At 71.3% G+C, this 15,981-nt stretch carries 15 protein-coding genes; 11 read left to right on the forward strand and 4 right to left on the reverse strand.

Going from position 1 to position 15,981, the window contains the following annotated elements:
* Positions 1-174: 174 nt before the first annotated feature.
* Positions 175-924, reverse strand: coding sequence for a CPBP family intramembrane glutamic endopeptidase (locus tag ABIC52_RS03800; protein WP_354026665.1), 750 nt, complete (start codon positions 922-924; stop codon positions 175-177).
* 125 nt (positions 925-1,049) lie between these two features.
* Here ABIC52_RS03800 and typA point away from each other — a divergent pair, with 125 nt between their 5' ends.
* The 7 genes from typA to ABIC52_RS03835 all read left to right on the forward strand — a co-directional run bounded on the left by typA (position 1,050) and on the right by ABIC52_RS03835 (position 9,252).
* Complete coding sequence (gene typA / locus ABIC52_RS03805; RefSeq protein ID WP_126891512.1) at positions 1,050-2,972, forward strand: translational GTPase TypA; 1,923 nt, start codon at positions 1,050-1,052, stop codon at positions 2,970-2,972.
* Between the two features lie 129 nt (positions 2,973-3,101).
* Positions 3,102-4,295, forward strand: coding sequence for an amidohydrolase (locus ABIC52_RS03810; protein ID WP_354026666.1), 1,194 nt, complete (start codon positions 3,102-3,104; stop codon positions 4,293-4,295).
* A gap of 152 nt (positions 4,296-4,447) precedes the next feature.
* The gene (locus ABIC52_RS03815) at positions 4,448-4,987 is read left to right on the forward strand and encodes a hypothetical protein (protein WP_126891514.1); all 540 of its coding nucleotides are present in this window, start codon (positions 4,448-4,450) and stop codon (positions 4,985-4,987) included.
* Positions 4,988-5,006: 19 nt separating this feature from the next.
* Positions 5,007-6,272 carry a PIG-L family deacetylase gene (locus ABIC52_RS03820; protein WP_209823224.1) on the forward strand — a complete coding sequence of 422 codons (1,266 nt, stop codon included), beginning with the start codon at positions 5,007-5,009 and terminating at the stop codon, positions 6,270-6,272.
* Between the two features lie 36 nt (positions 6,273-6,308).
* A complete protein-coding gene (fdxA, locus tag ABIC52_RS03825; RefSeq protein WP_058728223.1) occupies positions 6,309-6,626 on the forward strand; it encodes a ferredoxin in 318 nt (105 codons plus the stop codon).
* A gap of 14 nt (positions 6,627-6,640) precedes the next feature.
* The gene (dapC, locus tag ABIC52_RS03830; RefSeq protein ID WP_354026667.1) at positions 6,641-7,759 is read left to right on the forward strand and encodes a succinyldiaminopimelate transaminase; all 1,119 of its coding nucleotides are present in this window, start codon (positions 6,641-6,643) and stop codon (positions 7,757-7,759) included.
* 194 nt (positions 7,760-7,953) lie between these two features.
* Entirely contained in the window at positions 7,954-9,252 is a 1,299-nt protein-coding gene (locus ABIC52_RS03835; protein ID WP_111226486.1) for a citrate synthase, read from the forward strand.
* Positions 9,253-9,752: 500 nt separating this feature from the next.
* On the opposite strand, the gene dapD is transcribed toward ABIC52_RS03835, so the two are convergent.
* A complete protein-coding gene (gene dapD / locus ABIC52_RS03840; RefSeq protein ID WP_354026668.1) occupies positions 9,753-10,721 on the reverse strand; it encodes a 2,3,4,5-tetrahydropyridine-2,6-dicarboxylate N-succinyltransferase in 969 nt (322 codons plus the stop codon).
* A gap of 175 nt (positions 10,722-10,896) precedes the next feature.
* Here dapD and dapE point away from each other — a divergent pair, with 175 nt between their 5' ends.
* Both dapE and ABIC52_RS03850 read left to right on the forward strand, forming a co-directional pair.
* Positions 10,897-11,979, forward strand: a complete 1,083-nt coding sequence (dapE, locus tag ABIC52_RS03845; protein WP_209677698.1) for a succinyl-diaminopimelate desuccinylase — start codon at positions 10,897-10,899, stop codon at positions 11,977-11,979.
* Positions 11,976-13,214 (forward strand): putative hexosyltransferase, encoded by a 1,239-nt coding sequence (locus ABIC52_RS03850; protein WP_354026669.1) that lies wholly within the window; start codon positions 11,976-11,978, stop codon positions 13,212-13,214. Before dapE ends, ABIC52_RS03850 begins: the two co-directional genes overlap by 4 nt.
* Here the strand turns inward: ABIC52_RS03850 and ABIC52_RS03855 are convergent.
* Positions 13,193-14,410, reverse strand: coding sequence for an AI-2E family transporter (locus ABIC52_RS03855; RefSeq protein WP_354026670.1), 1,218 nt, complete (start codon positions 14,408-14,410; stop codon positions 13,193-13,195). The two genes, ABIC52_RS03850 and ABIC52_RS03855, sit on opposite strands and share 22 nt — an antisense overlap.
* A gap of 145 nt (positions 14,411-14,555) precedes the next feature.
* On the opposite strand from ABIC52_RS03855, the gene ABIC52_RS03860 reads away from it, so the two are divergent.
* Positions 14,556-14,726, forward strand: coding sequence for a DUF3117 domain-containing protein (locus ABIC52_RS03860; protein WP_017887054.1), 171 nt, complete (start codon positions 14,556-14,558; stop codon positions 14,724-14,726).
* A gap of 114 nt (positions 14,727-14,840) precedes the next feature.
* On the opposite strand, the gene ABIC52_RS03865 is transcribed toward ABIC52_RS03860, so the two are convergent.
* Positions 14,841-15,473 (reverse strand): O-methyltransferase, encoded by a 633-nt coding sequence (locus ABIC52_RS03865; protein WP_126891521.1) that lies wholly within the window; start codon positions 15,471-15,473, stop codon positions 14,841-14,843.
* Positions 15,474-15,537: 64 nt separating this feature from the next.
* Between ABIC52_RS03865 and ABIC52_RS03870 the strand changes: the two genes are divergently transcribed.
* Positions 15,538-15,918, forward strand: coding sequence for a twin-arginine translocase TatA/TatE family subunit (locus tag ABIC52_RS03870; protein WP_238638167.1), 381 nt, complete (start codon positions 15,538-15,540; stop codon positions 15,916-15,918).
* The last annotated feature ends 63 nt before the right edge of the window (positions 15,919-15,981 follow it).

The raw sequence follows: 15,981 nt of genomic DNA on the forward strand, positions 1-15,981 counted from the left end.
TGGGGGCGGGCGTGGTTTTTGTTTTGTTGGGGGGGCCGCCGGGGGGGGGGGGGGGGGGCCGGGGGGGGGGGGGGGGGGGGGGGGGGCCCCCCCCCCCCGGGGGGGGGGGGGGGGGGGGGGGGGGCCCCCCCCCCCCCCCCCGCCCCTCGCCCGGTCGCCTCGGCGACGGAACCGCTACCGGAACAGCTGCGGGAACGCCTGCGCCACGAACGGGTAGCCCACGAAGACGACGGCGTCGAGCAGGCAGTGCGTGATGACGAGGGGCAGGAGCCGCCCCCACTTCGTGTAGATCCAGCCGAACACGATGCCCATCACCGCGTTCCCCACGAAGGCCCCGAACCCCTGGTACAGGTGGTAGCTCCCGCGCAGCACCGCGGTCGACAGGATGACCTGCCACCGCCCCCAGCCGATGCCGCCGAGCCGCTCGTACAGGTACCCGATGACGATCACCTCCTCCTGCAGGCCGGACCGGACCGCCGAGAGCAGCAGGACGGGGATCGTCCACCAGTAGGTGTTCAGCGCCGCGGGGTCGACGTCCACCGTGAAGCCGAGCGCTCGTCCCGTGAAGTACAGCGCGAGGCCGGGGATGCCGATGCCGAGCGCGATGAGCGCAGCGCCGCCGAGGTCCGGCCGGACGCGGAACCGGTCGATCCCGAGGCGGTGCAGGTGCGGGCGGCGAGCACTCCAGAGCAGGTAGCAGACCAGCGCCACCGGGGCGAGGTCGACCGCGATGCCGACGAGCTGCCGCGCGAGGTCGACGTACTGCACGGTCGTCGTCGACGTGTTGAGCGCGGTGGACTGCTGCCCGAGCGGGGTCGTCTGGGACATGTCGTCGATGATCTGCAGCACCGAGTACAGCGCGCTGCCGCCCAGCGAGAGCATGAGGACGATCGTGATCTCGATCCACGTTCGTCGTCTGCTCACGGGCTGTACTCCTCAGGGTTGCGAACTACCGGTAGACTGGCGTGTCGGGCGTTCTGCCCGCGGGTGCCATGTGTCCAAGACGACCGGCCGCCCGATCTTCTCCTGAACACCGAAGGATGTCCTGTATGGCGCTCGCCACCCGGTCCGACCTGCGCAACGTCGCCATCGTGGCACACGTCGACCACGGCAAGACCACCCTCGTCGACGCGATGCTCACGCAGACCAACTCGTTCGACGCCCACTTCGAGGGCGAAGACCGGATGATGGACTCGAACGACCTCGAGCGCGAGAAGGGCATCACCATCCTCGCGAAGAACACCTCGGTGCTCTACAACGGGAAGCACGCCGAGGAGTTCAACCCGGGCGGTCGCATCACGATCAACGTGATCGACACCCCCGGCCACGCCGACTTCGGTGGTGAGGTCGAGCGCGGCCTCTCCATGGTCGACGGTGTCGTGCTGCTCGTCGACGCGTCCGAGGGTCCGCTGCCCCAGACCCGCTTCGTGCTCCGCAAGGCGCTCGCCGCGAAGCTCCCGGTGATCCTGCTCGTCAACAAGACGGACCGCCCGGACTCCCGCATCGACGAGGTCGTCTCCGAGTCGCAGGACCTGCTGCTCGGCCTGGCCTCCGACCTGTCGGACGAGGTCGACGACCTCGACCTCGACGCGATCCTCGACGTGCCCGTCGTCTACGCGTCCGGTCGTGCCGGTGCCGCGTCGCGCAACAAGCCCGAGGACGGCTCGCTGCCCGACAACGAGGACCTCGAGCCGCTGTTCGAGGCGATCCTGCAGCACGTCCCGGCCCCGACGTACGACGACGAGCACCCGCTGCAGGCGCACGTCACGAACCTCGACGCCTCGCCGTTCCTCGGCCGCCTCGCGCTGCTCCGCATCTTCCACGGCACGATGAAGAAGGGGCAGACGGTCGCGTGGGTCAAGCACGACGGCACCGTCGCGAACGCCCGCATCACCGAGCTGCTCATCACGAAGGCGCTCGACCGCTTCCCGGCCGAGTCCGCGGGCCCCGGTGACATCGTCGCCGTCGCCGGCTTCGACACGATCACCATCGGCGAGACGCTGTCCGACCCCGAGGACGTCCGTCCGCTGCCGACCATCACGGTCGACGACCCGGCGATCTCGATGACGATCGGCACCAACACCTCGCCGCTCGTCGGCAAGGTGAAGGGCCACAAGCTCACGGCCCGCATGGTCAAGGACCGCCTGGACCGCGAGCTCATCGGCAACGTCTCGCTCAAGGTGCAGGACATCGGCCGCCCGGACACCTGGGAGGTCCAGGGCCGTGGTGAGCTGGCGCTCGCCATCCTGGTCGAGCAGATGCGTCGCGAGGGCTTCGAGCTCACGGTCGGCAAGCCGCAGGTCGTCACCAAGCGTGACGAGAACGGCAAGCTCCTCGAGCCCTACGAGCACATGACGATCGACACGCCGGAGGAGCACCTCGGCGCGATCACGCAGCTCATGGCCGCGCGCAAGGGTCGCATGGAGAACATGACGAACCACGGCACCGGCTGGATCCGCATGGAGTTCATCGTGCCGTCGCGCGGCCTGATCGGCTTCCGCACGTCGTTCCTCACGGAGACCCGCGGCACGGGCATCGCGAACGCGATCTCGCACGGCTACGACGAGTGGGCCGGCCCGATCCAGACCCGCATCAACGGCTCGATCGTCTCCGACCGCGCCGGTGTCGTCACGCCGTTCGCCATCACGAACCTGCAGGAGCGCATGACGTTCTTCGTCAACCCGACGGAGGAGGTCTACGAGGGCATGGTCATCGGCGAGAACTCGCGCGCCGACGACATGGACGTCAACATCACGAAGGAGAAGAAGCTCACGAACATGCGTTCGGCGAACGCCGACTCCTTCGAGTCGATGACGCCGTCGCGCCAGCTCTCCCTCGAGGAGTGCCTGGAGTTCGCGCGCGAGGACGAGTGCGTCGAGGTCACCCCCGACCACGTCCGCATCCGCAAGGTCGAGCTCGACGCGCAGGCACGCCAGCGTGCGTACGCCCGCCTGAAGCGCCAGGACGCGTAACAGCACTGCGACGGCACGTCGCCCTGCGACGGCCTGGAGGCACTGCCTCCGTCCGACGGCCCGGTCACCGCACGAGGTGGCCGGGCCGTCGGCGTCTGCGCTCGCCGGCTCCGGGGTTACGGTGGACGGGTGACCCTCGACCTCCTCTCCCTGTACCAGGACCTGCACGCCCACCCGGAGCTCGGCTTCCAGGAGCACCGCACCGCCGGTGTCATCGCCGACCGGCTCGCCGAGATCGGGGGGATCGAGGTCACGTCGGGCGTCGGCGGCACGGGTGTCGTGGGCGTCCTGTCGAACGGCGACGGCCCGGTCGTGTGGCTCCGCGCCGACATGGACGGCCTGCCCGTGCAGGAGCGCACCGGCCTGCCCTACGCGAGCGCGCACACCGGCCGCGACGACGAGGGCGTCGAGGTGCCGACCATGCACGCCTGCGGGCACGACATCCACGTCACGTGGCTGCTCGGCACCCTCGAGCGCCTCGTCGACACCCGCGACGCCTGGCACGGCACGGTCGTCGCCGTGTTCCAGCCGGCCGAAGAGGTCATCTCGGGTGCCCGCGCGATGATCGAGGACGGCCTGGTCGAGCGCTTCCCGAAGCCGGACGTGGTCCTCGGGCAGCACTCGGCGCCCGCACCGGTCGGCGTCGTGGCGGTCGGCAGCGGTCCCGTGATGGCGTCCAGCGACCGCCTGACGGTCACGTTCAACGGCCGCGGTGCGCACGGGTCGGCGCCGCAGGCCTCGCTCGACCCGATCGTCACCGCCGCGAGCGCCGTCGTGCGACTGCAGACCGTGGTCTCGCGCGAGGTCTCGCCCTCCGACGCCGGCGTCGTCACCGTCGGCAGCTTCCACGCGGGGACCCGACCGAACATCATCCCGGACCAGGCCGTGATCGAGATCTCGACGCGTGCCCGCAACGAGGAGACCCGCGAGCGCATCATCGCCTCGATCGAGCGCATCGTGCGGGCCGAGAGCGACGCCGGGGGGCTGTCCGCCCCGACGATCGAACGCGCCCCCGGCGCCGAGGTCACCGTGAACGACGCGGATGCGGCGAAGCGGGTGCTCGAGGCGCTCCGTGGTGTCGTGCCGGACGCCCGCGACCTCGAGATCGGGCTCGCGATGGCGTCGGAAGACGTCGGGCAGCTCGCCACCGCGGCGGGGGTGCCCCTCGTGTACTGGTTCACCGGCATCACCGACCAGGAGCTGTTCCGTCGCGGCGAGGAGATCCCGAGCAACCACTCGCCGTTCTACGCGCCGCAGGCCGAGACGGCGATCCCGGTCGGTGTCGACGCCCTGACGGCCGCCGCTCGCACCTACCTCGCCTGACCCCCCTCCGCGAAACGCAACCTCGGCGGCAGTACGCAGCGGCACGACGCTGCGAGCAGTCGCCATCGTTGCGTTCCGCGGGAAGGAGGCGGGAGGGAGGTTTCCCAGGGAACGCACGCCGCGCCTCCCGGCAGTCCACCTAGGGTGTCCGCATGCGCACGACCCGGACCCTCATCGCCGCCGTCACCGCGGGCATCGCCCTGGCGGGCCTGACCGGCTGCTCCGCCGACGCGGTGCGGCAGGCCACCGACCTCGGGTCGTCGGTCGCCTCGAACGTCAGCGAGACGGTGCAGGGGATCGACGGCAAGGCGATCCAGGACGGCATGGCGTCGGTGGCGGGCGGCATCGACGGTGCGCTCGACGCGGCGCTGTCGGGCACCGGGGTCACGAGCGACGGCAAGGTGCCGGACGGGTTCCCGACCGCGGACGTCCCGCTCGTCGACGGCACCGTGCTCGGTGGTGGGGCTGGACCGAACGGCTCCGGGTGGGTGGTGCAGGTCCGCGTGGCCGCGGTCGACGACTTCCAGGCGGCCACCGAGCAGCTCGCGGCCGCCGGGTACACCGAGTCCGCGAAGCGCGCCGACGCGTCGAGCGCGTTCGGGTTGTTCCGCAGTGACACGCACCGCGTGGTGCTGACGGTGTCCGAGTCCAAGGACGGCGTGACCGCGACGTACATCGTCACGCCCCGCTAGCGAAGTACCCTGGGACGCGATGTCCAAGGCTCCCGCACCGCGTCCCGAGCGCGTCCTGTTCGTGCACGCCCACCCCGACGACGAGACCCTGTCGTCGGGCGGCACCATCGCCACCCTGCTGGAGCTCGGTGCCGAGGTGACCGTCCTCACCGCGACCCGGGGCGAACGCGGCGAGATGCTCACCGAGGCCCTCGCACCGCTCTTCGGCGACGGACCCCGAGTCGCCGCGCACCGCGAGACCGAGATCGCCGCCGCACTGGCCGCCCTCGGGGGTCCGGCGCACCTGTGGCTCGGCGGCAGGGGAGCGCGTCCCACCGACCTGCCCGAGCGGCGGTACAGCGACTCCGGCATGCAGTGGGGACCGGACGGTCGCGCCACGGCCGCCGACGACGCCCCGGTCGACTCGCTCACCGCGGCCGACCTCGGCGAGGTCGTCGACGACGTGCGCGCGGCGATCCGCTCCACGGGGGCCGACGCGGTGGTCAGCTACGCCGACGACGGCGGGTACGGGCACCCGGACCACGTTCGGGTGCACCACGCCGCCCGGTACGCCGCCCGTGCGGAGGAGGTCCCGTTCTCGATGATCGTCCCCGCCGACTCCGCCGAGGCCGACCTGACCGTCGACGTCGTCCCCGTCCGGGCGAAGGTCCGTGCCGCCGTCGAGCAGTACCGGTCGCAGGTCACCGTCGACCCCGTGGACCCGACCGACCCGCAGCGCCTGACCTGGGTGATGCCGCACGGGGTCCGGCAGGAGGCCCCCGCGGTCGAGGCGTTCCGCCACGACGCTGACCCGGTGCCCCGCGCACCCGAGACCTTCGCCGAGCTCACCCGCCAGGGCAAGGTGACGGCGGTCGTCGTCGCCGCGGTCGCCGGCCTCCTCGTCGGTGCGCTCGGGACCGTCACGCACCAGCAGCGCATCGCGGGTCTCCCGGTCGGGATGGTCCTGACCACGCTCATCGTGCTCGGGCTGGTGGTCGGCCTGCGGCTCCTGTACCGCTCGCGGGTGATGGTCGCAGCGGCCGGCATCGCGATCATCGTCGCGACGCAGGTCCTGGTGAGCGTCGGCGGTCAGTCCTCACCGCTCGTGCTCGCGAACCTCGCCGGGTACGTCTGGACCTTCGCACCGGCGGCGATCGCGGCGTTCACCCTCGCGTGGCCCGACCTGTCCGGACTCCGTGCCCGCGCCGCCGCGGCGTCGACCGGGGGCGGTCCCGCTTCACCGGGGTCGGCTGCCGCGCCGCCCTCGGACCCTGCGCGGTCCGAGGCTCCCGGGCGCCGCGAGTAGACTCGACATGCTCAGTCCGAAGGGAGCACCCGCACCGTGACCTACGTGATCGCCCAGCCCTGTGTCGACGTCAAGGACCGCGCCTGCATCGACGAATGCCCGGTCGACTGCATCTACGAGGGTGACCGGTCGCTGTACATCCACCCCGACGAGTGCGTCGACTGCGGTGCGTGCGAGCCGGTCTGCCCGGTCGAGGCGATCTACTACGAGGACGACCTCCCGGACGAGTGGGCCGACTACTACAAGGCCAACGTCGAGTTCTTCGAGGAGGTCGGCTCGCCCGGCGGTGCCGCGAAGGTCGGTGTGATCCACAAGGACCACCCGGTCGTCATGGCCGAGCCGCCGCGCGGCTGACCCCGGACCGATCCGTGGCGCTCGACCTCCCCGACTTCCCCTGGGACCAGCTCGTCCCGTTCAAGCAGCGCGCAGCGGCGTACGAGGGCGGCCTCGTCGACCTGAGCGTCGGCTCGCCCGTCGACCCGACCCCCGAGGTCGTCCGCCGGGCCCTGGCCCGTGCGACCGATGCGCACGCCTACCCGCAGGTCGCCGGCACGCCCGCGCTGCGAGAGGCGATCGCCGACTGGTACGGCCGACGGCAGCGCGTCACGCTCACCCCGGAGCAGGTGCTCCCGACGATCGGCTCGAAGGAGTTCATCGCCGGGCTCGCGCTCTGGCTCGGCATCGGACCCGGCGACACCGTCGTGTTCCCGGAGGCCGCGTACCCGACGTACGAGCTCGGCGCCGCACTCGTGCGCGCCGAGGCGCTGGCCTCGGACGACCCCGCCGCCTGGCCGGAGACCACGAAGCTCGTGTGGTTGAACTCGCCGGGCAACCCGGACGGCGGCGTGCTCTCCGTCGAACAGCTGCGCGCCGCGGTCGCACGGGCACGGGAGCTCGGCGCGGTCGTCGTCGGCGACGAGTGCTACGCCGAACTCGGGTGGGAGCCGCCGTACGACGCGGCGCCGACCCCGTCGATCCTCGACCCCCGTGTCGTGGGGGACCGTGTCGACGGTGTGCTCAGCGTGTACTCGCTGTCGAAGCAGTCGAACCTGGCTGGCTACCGCGCCGCCTTCGTCGCCGGGGACGCAGCGATCCTGGCGGAGGTGCTCGCGGTGCGGAAGCACACCGGCATGATGCCGCCGCTGCCCGTGCAGGACGCGATGATCGTCGCCCTCGCCGACGACACGCACGTGCAGCAGCAGAAGGCCCGCTACCGCGCCCGCCGGAACATGCTCCGACGGGCACTCGAAGGCGCGGGCTTCCGGATCGACCACAGCCAGGCCGGCCTCTACCTCTGGGCCACCCGGGGCGAGCCGGCACTCGACACCGTGGGCTGGCTGGCGGAGCGGGGCATCCTCGTCGCTCCCGGGACCTTCTACGGGCCCGCGGGTGCGGAGCACGTGCGGGTGGCGCTCACCGCGACCGACGACCGGATCGCGGCCGCGGCGCAGCGCCTGGCGAGCACGAGGAGACTCGCGGCCTCCTGACCGAGGTGGGTCGCGCCTCCCGGCCGCGGCTCGGGACCAGACCACCGTGCGCTCCCTGCACAATCCGTGGAATCCACCAGATCTCCGCCTTCCGGTGGTGCACGACCGACAGTCGGCGCAGTTAGGCTGTCGTCGTGACTGACACTGCCAACGACGCTCAGAAGACGGCCACACCGCCCACCACGCCCGTCCCCGTGAGCCCCGCCGCCGCGGAGTCGACGGAGACCGCGACGCTGACCTTCCCGGGTGGCACGGCGGAGTTCCCGATCCTGCCGAGCGTCGACGGCGCATCCGCCATCGACATCTCCTCGCTGAAGAAGCAGACCGGGCTGAACACGCTCGACTACGGCTTCGTCAACACCGGCGCGACGAAGAGCGCCATCACCTACATCGACGGCGACCAAGGCATCCTGCGCTACCGCGGGTACCCCATCGACCAGGTCGCGTCGGGGTGCACGTACCTCGAGGTCGCCTGGCTGCTCATCTACGGCGAGCTCCCCACCGCCGAGGAGCTCGAGGGCTTCGACGCCCGCATCCGTCGGCACACGCTGCTGCACGAGGACCTCCGTCGCCTGTTCGACGCACTGCCGCACTCGGCCCACCCGATGTCCGTGCTGTCGAGTGCCGTGAGCGCCCTGTCCACGTACTACGAGGACGACATGGACGTCGACGATCCGGAGAAGGTCGAGCTGCAGACCGTCCGGCTCCTCGCCAAGCTCCCGGTCATCGCCGCCTACGCGCACAAGAAGGCCATCGGCCAGGCGTTCCTCTACCCGGACAACAAGCTGTCGTTCGTCGACAACTTCCTGCGCCTGAACTTCGGCACCATGGCCGAGCCCTACGAGCCGAACCCGGTGCTGTCGAAGGCGCTCGAGCGGCTCCTCATCCTGCACGAGGACCACGAGCAGAACGCCTCGACGTCGACCGTCCGCCTGGTGGGCTCGACGAAGGCGAACATGTTCGCGTCGATCTCCGCCGGCATCAACGCGCTCTACGGGCCGCTGCACGGTGGTGCGAACGAGGCCGTGCTCGAGATGCTCCAGCAGATCAAGGACTCCGGCGAGCCGGTGTCGCGTTTCGTGGAGCGGGTGAAGAACAAGGAGCGCGGGGTGAAGCTCATGGGCTTCGGGCACCGCGTCTACAAGAACTACGACCCGCGCGCGAAGCTCGTCAAGGAGTCCGCGCACGAGGTCCTGCAGTCGCTCGGGGTGCAGGACGACCTGCTCGACATCGCGATGGAGCTCGAGCAGATCGCGCTCGAGGACGAGTACTTCGTCAGCCGCAAGCTCTACCCGAACGTCGACTTCTACACGGGCATCATCTACCGGGCGATGGGCTTCCCGCCGCGGATGTTCACCGTGCTGTTCGCCATCGGACGTCTGCCGGGGTGGATCGCGCAGTGGCGTGAGCTGAACAACGACCCGCTGAACAAGATCGGCCGCCCGCAGCAGCTCTACGTGGGGCACCCGGAGCGGGACCTGCCCGCGCGCTGACACCGGGCTCCCTGCTGCCGGAAGGCCCGCTCGCGTTCCGCGAGCGGGCCTTTTCTGTCACGCTCGGCGCCGCGCGCCGACGGTTCGTGCCCGATGGGCAACGTGCGCGCGGCGTGTCCTGCCCGCTCGGTGACCCGAGAGCGATCGCGAGTGGCGTCGGACGGGAGGCGCGGTGCGGGCTGGTGCCGCGCGTCCCGTCCGGCGCTCCGCCCGTTCCTTCCCATCACGCTCGACATGGCAGGCGGAACCGGGCGTACCTGGTCGTTCCAGCGGACCAGGTACGCCCGATTCGGCCAGGTACGCCCGGTTTCGCCCTGTCCGCCCCGCCCACTCGCGCAGCGTCAGGGCCGACGCAGGGCTTGCCGACGCCGACAAGAGCCGCCGTCGCCGTGCCGAGACGGCGCGGACGCGACGAGACACCGCCGGATCCGGGGGTGTCTCGTCGTGGTGCGCCCGTCTCGCGGTGGCGCGGTGGCGCGGTGGCGCGGTGGCGCGCCGCGCTACGCGTGCAGCGCCGTGTTGAGCTGGATGCCCTGCCCCTGGCGCTGCAGGGCCTCGACCGCGCCGGAGAGCGAGTTGCGCCGGAACAGCACGTTCGGCACCCCCGACAGCTCCGCCGCCTTGACGGTGCGGGGCGTGCCGTCGGGGCTCGGCGCCGCGCCCACCAGGACGACCTTCGTGCCCGCCGTCACGTAGAGCCCGGCCTCGACCACGGAGTCATCACCGAGCGAGATGCCGAGGCCGGCGTTCGCCCCGAGGAGCGCCCGTTCACCGAGCGACACCCGGTGCGTCCCGCCGCCGGACAGCGTGCCCATGATGGACGCGCCACCGCCGATGTCGGTGCCGTTGCCCACGACCACGCCCTGGGACACTCGGCCCTCGATCATGGCGTCACCGAGCGTGCCGGCGTTGAAGTTCACGAAGCCCTCGTGCATGACCGTCGTACCGGGTGCCAGGTGCGCGCCGAGCCGCACGCGGTTGGCGTCGCCGATGCGCACGCGGTCCGGCACCACGTAGTCGAGCAGGCGGGGGAACTTGTCGACCGCGTGCACCGCGATGCCCGCGCGCTGCAGCGCGGGACGCAGGCGTGTCAGGGCATCGGGGTGGACGGGACCGGCGTTGGTCCACGCGACGATCGGCAGGTGACCGAAGACGCCGTCGAGCGAGACCTCGTTCGGTCGCACGTGCAGGTGGCTGAGCAGGTGCAGCCGCAGGTAGGCATCGGGCGTGCTGGCCGGTGCGTCGTCGATGACGATCTCGGTCGTGACCGCCTCGATCCGGATCTCGCGCCGCGGGTCGTCGCCGACGTGCGCCTCGAGCTCGGGCGGGAACGCCGCGTCGGCCGGTCGCGCACCGAGGTGCGTCTCCGGGTACCACGTGTCGAGGGTGGTGCCGTCGGCGGCGATCGTCGCGAGGCCGTGGCCCCAGGCGTGCGTGGTTCGGTCGGTGGCAGCGGTCGCGTCGGTCACGCCACCAGGGTAGCGAGCGCGTCGGGCGACGACCCGTCCAGGGAGACGGTCTGTGGAGAACGACCGCGTCCCCGGTCCGCCCGGTCTGGAGGCGCGGGTGTTGTGGACGGACGGCCTCCGTCCACAGGCGGTCGCCTCACCGATCGCTGAGGGACACGGCCGGTACGCTGACCGCATGCCGGAGCAGCTCGACCTCACCGCCTCGTCCATCGACATCACGCGTGCCATCTGCGACATCGAGTCGGTGTCCGGGAACGAAGGACCCCTCGCCGACGCGATCGAGGCAGCGCTGTCGGCGCTGCCCCACCTCGAGGTGGTCCGCGACGGCGACGCCGTCGTCGCGCGGACGCAGCTCGGCCGCGATCGTCGGGTCGTGATCGCCGGGCACATCGACACGGTGCCGCTCAACGGCAACCTGCCGACCGAGTTCCGCACCACGGACGACGGCACCGAGATCCTCTGGGGCCGCGGGACGGTCGACATGAAGGCCGGCTGCGCGGTGCAGCTCAAGCTCGCGCACGATCTCGCCGAGCCGAACGTCGACGTCACGTGGGTGTTCTACGACCACGAGGAGGTCAGCGACTCCCTCAACGGTCTCGGGCGGCTCGCGCGGACCCGTCCCGAGCTGCTCGCCGGCGACTTCGCGATCCTCGGTGAGCCGTCAGGTGCGCAGATCGAGGGCGGGTGCAACGGCAACCTCCGAGCCGAGGTCCGGACCTTCGGCAAGCGCTCCCACAGTGCACGCAGCTGGATCGGCGACAACGCGATCCACAAGACGGCGCCGATCCTGGCGACGCTCGCCGCCTACGAGCCGCGGACCGTCACGGTCGACGGTCTCGAGTACCGCGAGGGCCTGAACGCCGTCGGCATCACCGGTGGCATCGCGGGCAACGTCATCCCGGACGAGGCCATGGTGCACGTGAACTACCGCTTCGCGCCGTCGCGCAGTGCAGACGAGGCGGTCGCGCACATCCGCGAGCTGTTCGACGGGTACGACGTGCAGATCGTCGACCTCGCCGCCGGTGCCCGGCCCGGGCTCGACGCCCCGCTCGCGCAGCAGTTCGTGGCCGCGGTCGGCGGCCCCGCTCCGCGTCCGAAGTACGGATGGACCGACGTCGCCCGCTTCTCGGCGCTCGGCGTGCCCGCCGTCAACTACGGTCCGGGTGAGCCGGTCTTCGCGCACCACGACGACGAGCAGGTCCCCGTCGACCAGATCACCGCGGTCGAGGACGGCCTGCGTCGGTGGCTGACGGCGTGACGACCGGCCCCGCGCGCACCGTCGCGGGGCACTCGACCTCCGAGCGCTGGCGGGCGCGCTACCGACTCGTGCCGTGGTGGCTGCGGGTGACCGTCGTCTACGTGGTCGCGCGGCTCGTGACGGGGGCGATGCTCCTCGCCTTCGCCGGTGTGCAGACCGCCAATTCGTTCACCGCCGCACGTCCGTCGTACCTGTCCTTCGCCGCCATCTGGGACGGCGCCTGGTACCGCGTGATCGCGTCGAACGGGTACCCCTCCACCCTGCCGGTGGACGCTGCGGGTCACGTCACGGAGAACGCGTGGGCCTTCATGCCCGCCTACCCGTTCCTCGTCCGCGGGCTGATGGTGCTCACGGGTGCGTCGTTCGAGGCCGTCGCCGTCGTGGTGTCCCTGGTCGCGGGGTGGGGTGCCGCGCTGGTGTTCCGGCGGCTGATGGGGCGCTTCCTCGACGACGGCCGGGCGACCTTCGCCACGGTGCTGTTCTGCGTCGCGCCGGTGTCCGCCGTGTTCCAGGTCGCCTACGCCGAGGCGATGGGGCTCTTCCTGTTGCTGGTCGCCCTGCTGCTGATGGTCGATCGGCGCTGGTGGACGATGCTGCCCGTCGTGCTGCTGCTCGGCATGACCCGACCGACCGGACTGGCGTTCGCGTTCCTCGTGGCGCTGTTCCTGGCCGCCTGGGCGGTCCGACCGTCGTGGGTGCGCGAGGCGGCGCGGCCGACCGTGCGCACGGCCGTACCACCGCTGACCGTCGCGGCGGTCTCCGGGCTCGTCGGGCTCGCGTGGCCCGCGATCGCGTGGGCGGTGACGGGGGTGCCGAAGGCCTACACGGACACCGAGCTCGCCTGGCGGTCGTCCTACATCGGGTGGAAGGAGCTCGTCCCCTTCGCGCCGTGGATCCAGGGCGCGGGGTGGTGGTTCGGGCAGCCGGCGGGCGGGGTGCTGCTCGCCGTGGCGGTGGTCGGGTTCGCGGTCTTCGTGTTCCACCCCGCCGTGCGGCGCATCGGCCTGGAGCTCCGCCTGTGGGGCGTGGCGTACGTCGTCTACCTGCTGGCGGTGTTCTTCCCGCAGTCGAGCACGTGGCGCATCCTGCTGCCGATCGCGCCGCTGCTGGGCATCGTCGCCCTGCCGAGGTCGCGGGTGTACCGGGTGCTGCTGGTCGCCGTGTGCATCGGCCTGCAGTTCGTCTGGCTGTACACGTGCTGGTGGGTCGACGGCTACGACTGGACCCCGCCGTGATCGACCCCGCCGTGATCGGCGGCGCCGTGACCGGCCCCGCCGTGATCGGCGGCGCCGTGACCGGCCCCGCCGCGGTCGACCTCGCGGTCGTCTGAGTCCTCCGCGGCAGGCGTGTCCGACGGGTCCTCGCCGGGACGCCACTCGGCTGCGGCGTGCACCATCGCGTTCACGGTCGCGATGAACGGCACCGCGAAGAACGCACCGACGACGCCGGCGATCGTCGTGCCCGCGGTGACGCCGAGCACGACGCCGAGCGGGTGCACGCGGACGGCCGAGCCGGTGAGGAACGGGTGCAGCACGTGGCTCTCGAGCTGCTGCACGACCACGACGACGCCGAGCATGACCAGCGCCGGCACGAGCCCGTTGAAGACCAGCGCGATGAGCACGGCGACGATGCCGGCGACGATCGCCCCGACCACCGGGACGAACGCGCCGAAGAACACGATCACGCCGATCGGCACGGCGAGCGGCAGCCCGAGGGCGAGTGCTCCGATGACGATGCCGAGCGCGTCGGTCACCGCGACGACGAGCTGGACGCGGATGAAGCTGGTGAGGGTCTTCCACCCCGCCTGACCGGCCGCGTCGATGCGGCCGCGGGAGCGACGCGGGAAGATCCGGACCACCCACGACCAGATCCGGTGACCGTCGATCAGCACGAAGATCGTCGTGAAGACCACGATGAAGAGTCCCTCGAGGGCGTGCACCAGGCCGCTGCCCGCCTCGGCTGCCCCGGACAGGATGGACGCGACGTGGGTCTGCAGGAACTTCGTCGCCTCCGCCAGGTACTTCGTGACCTGCGCCGAGGTGATGCCGAACGGCTCGGTCGCGAGGAGGGTCTGGAAGGTCTGCACGTTGCTCGTGAGTCGACGCTCGAGGGTCGGCAGGTCGTAGCGGATCTGCGCGGTGACGACGAGCGCCAGGATCCCGAGGACCACCACGACCGAGATGCAGGCCGCGAGCACTGCGAGCCACTTCGGCCACCGGTGTCGTTGCAGGAACGCGGAGAACGGGGCGAGCAGCGCACAGACGAGCAGCCCGACCAGGAACGGCACCACGATGTCCTGCAGCAGCACCACCAGGGCGACGACGACGGCCAGGGCGGCCACCGTCACGAGGAAGCGCCACGAGAACGCACCGGCGATCTTCATGCCCGTCGGGACCGCCTCGGCGACCGGTTCGGCCTGTGGACGCAGCATGGAGCGGATGTTCGGCATACGCCAAGGTGACCATTCCGAGCCGCGAGAACGTCGCATTCCGACACCCCCAACCTGGGCGGTTTCGCAGTTGCCCCCTCGGTACGGGATAATGGGCGAGCATCTTCTGCACGAAAGGGGACATCTGATGGCAGCGATGAAGCCGAGGACCGGTGACGGGCCGATGGAGGCTGTCAAGGAGGGTCGACTCATCATCGTGCGGGTTCCGCTCGAAGGTGGAGGCCGCCTGGTGGTCTCGGTCAACGACGCCGAGGCCAAGGAACTCCACGACGCACTGGCAGAGGTCGTCTCCGCCTAGTCCGTCGACGCACCACGACAGGAGGCCCGGAGCGTGTACGCTCCGGGCCTCCTGTGCGTCCCGCAGCCGGTCGGACCGGCCGTACGGGTCAGGTCGGACCGACCGCGGGTCAGGTCAGGCGGAGACCTTCGTCATCTGCAGCAGCCCGTCCCCGGCGGGGGAGAGCGCGCTCCGGACCGCACCCGACGTCGACACCTCGGTGAGCAGCAGTCGGAAGTCCGTGGTCGCGCGGTCCCGGCGCACCGGGTCCGCGACCCGACCCCGCCAGAGCGCGTGCGGCACGAGCACCGTGCCCCCGACGCGCGCGAGCCGGAGTCCGTGCTCCACGTACTCGATGACGTGCTCCGGGTCGGCGTCGACGAGCACGACGTCGTACGACGCCTCGTTCATCCGCGGCAGGACCTGGTTCGCCCGACCCGGGATCAGCCGGACGCGCGACGGAGCGGTGCCGGCGGCGACGTAGGCGTCACGGGCGTACTGCTGGTGGTCGACCTCGACGTCGATCGTCGTGAGGGTGGCGTCCGGCGCACCGCGCAGCAGGTACAGCCCCGACACCCCGAGTCCGGTCCCGATCTCGATCATGCTCGTCGCGCGCGACGCCGCTGCGACGACGGCGATCTGGGCGCCGATCGCGGGGGAGATCGCCTCGACCCCGAGTTCCAGGGAGTGCTCTCGCGCTCGGGCGATCACCTCGGGTTCCGAGACGATGTCCTCGGCGAACTTCCAGTTCGACTCTTTCTCTGACACGCACACTCCGTTCGGAGGTCAACTCTACGGGTGCGGCGCAGTGGGACGGGTTACGCTCGTTGCCGTGTCCATCGACTTCAACAAGATCCTGATCATCGGGATCATCGCGGTGCTGCTGCTCGGACCGCAGCGCCTGCCGATGTACGCGCAGAAGCTCGCCGAGTTCGTCAAGGCGGTCCGCCGCTTCGCCGACACCGCGAAGGACCGCATGCGCGAGGAGATGGGCCCCGAGTTCGACGACGTCGACTGGCAGAAGCTCGACCCCCGGCAGTACGACCCCCGTCGCATCATCCGCGACGCCCTGCTCGACTCCGGGGGTGCGACCGCCGGCAGCATGGCGGCGGTGGAGACCGCGCAGGTGTCCGCGTCGAAGGTGCGGGCGACGGCACCGGTGGTGCCGCTCGCCGAGGGCGAGCCGGCCCCCTTCGACACCGAGGCGACCTGACGCGGCTTCCGCCACGACACGACGGACGGGAGGCCCGGTGCCAGCTGGCACCGGGCCTCCCGT

It is taken from the genome of Curtobacterium oceanosedimentum (assembly GCF_040545555.1).
Classification (GTDB): Bacteria; Actinomycetota; Actinomycetes; order Actinomycetales; family Microbacteriaceae; genus Curtobacterium.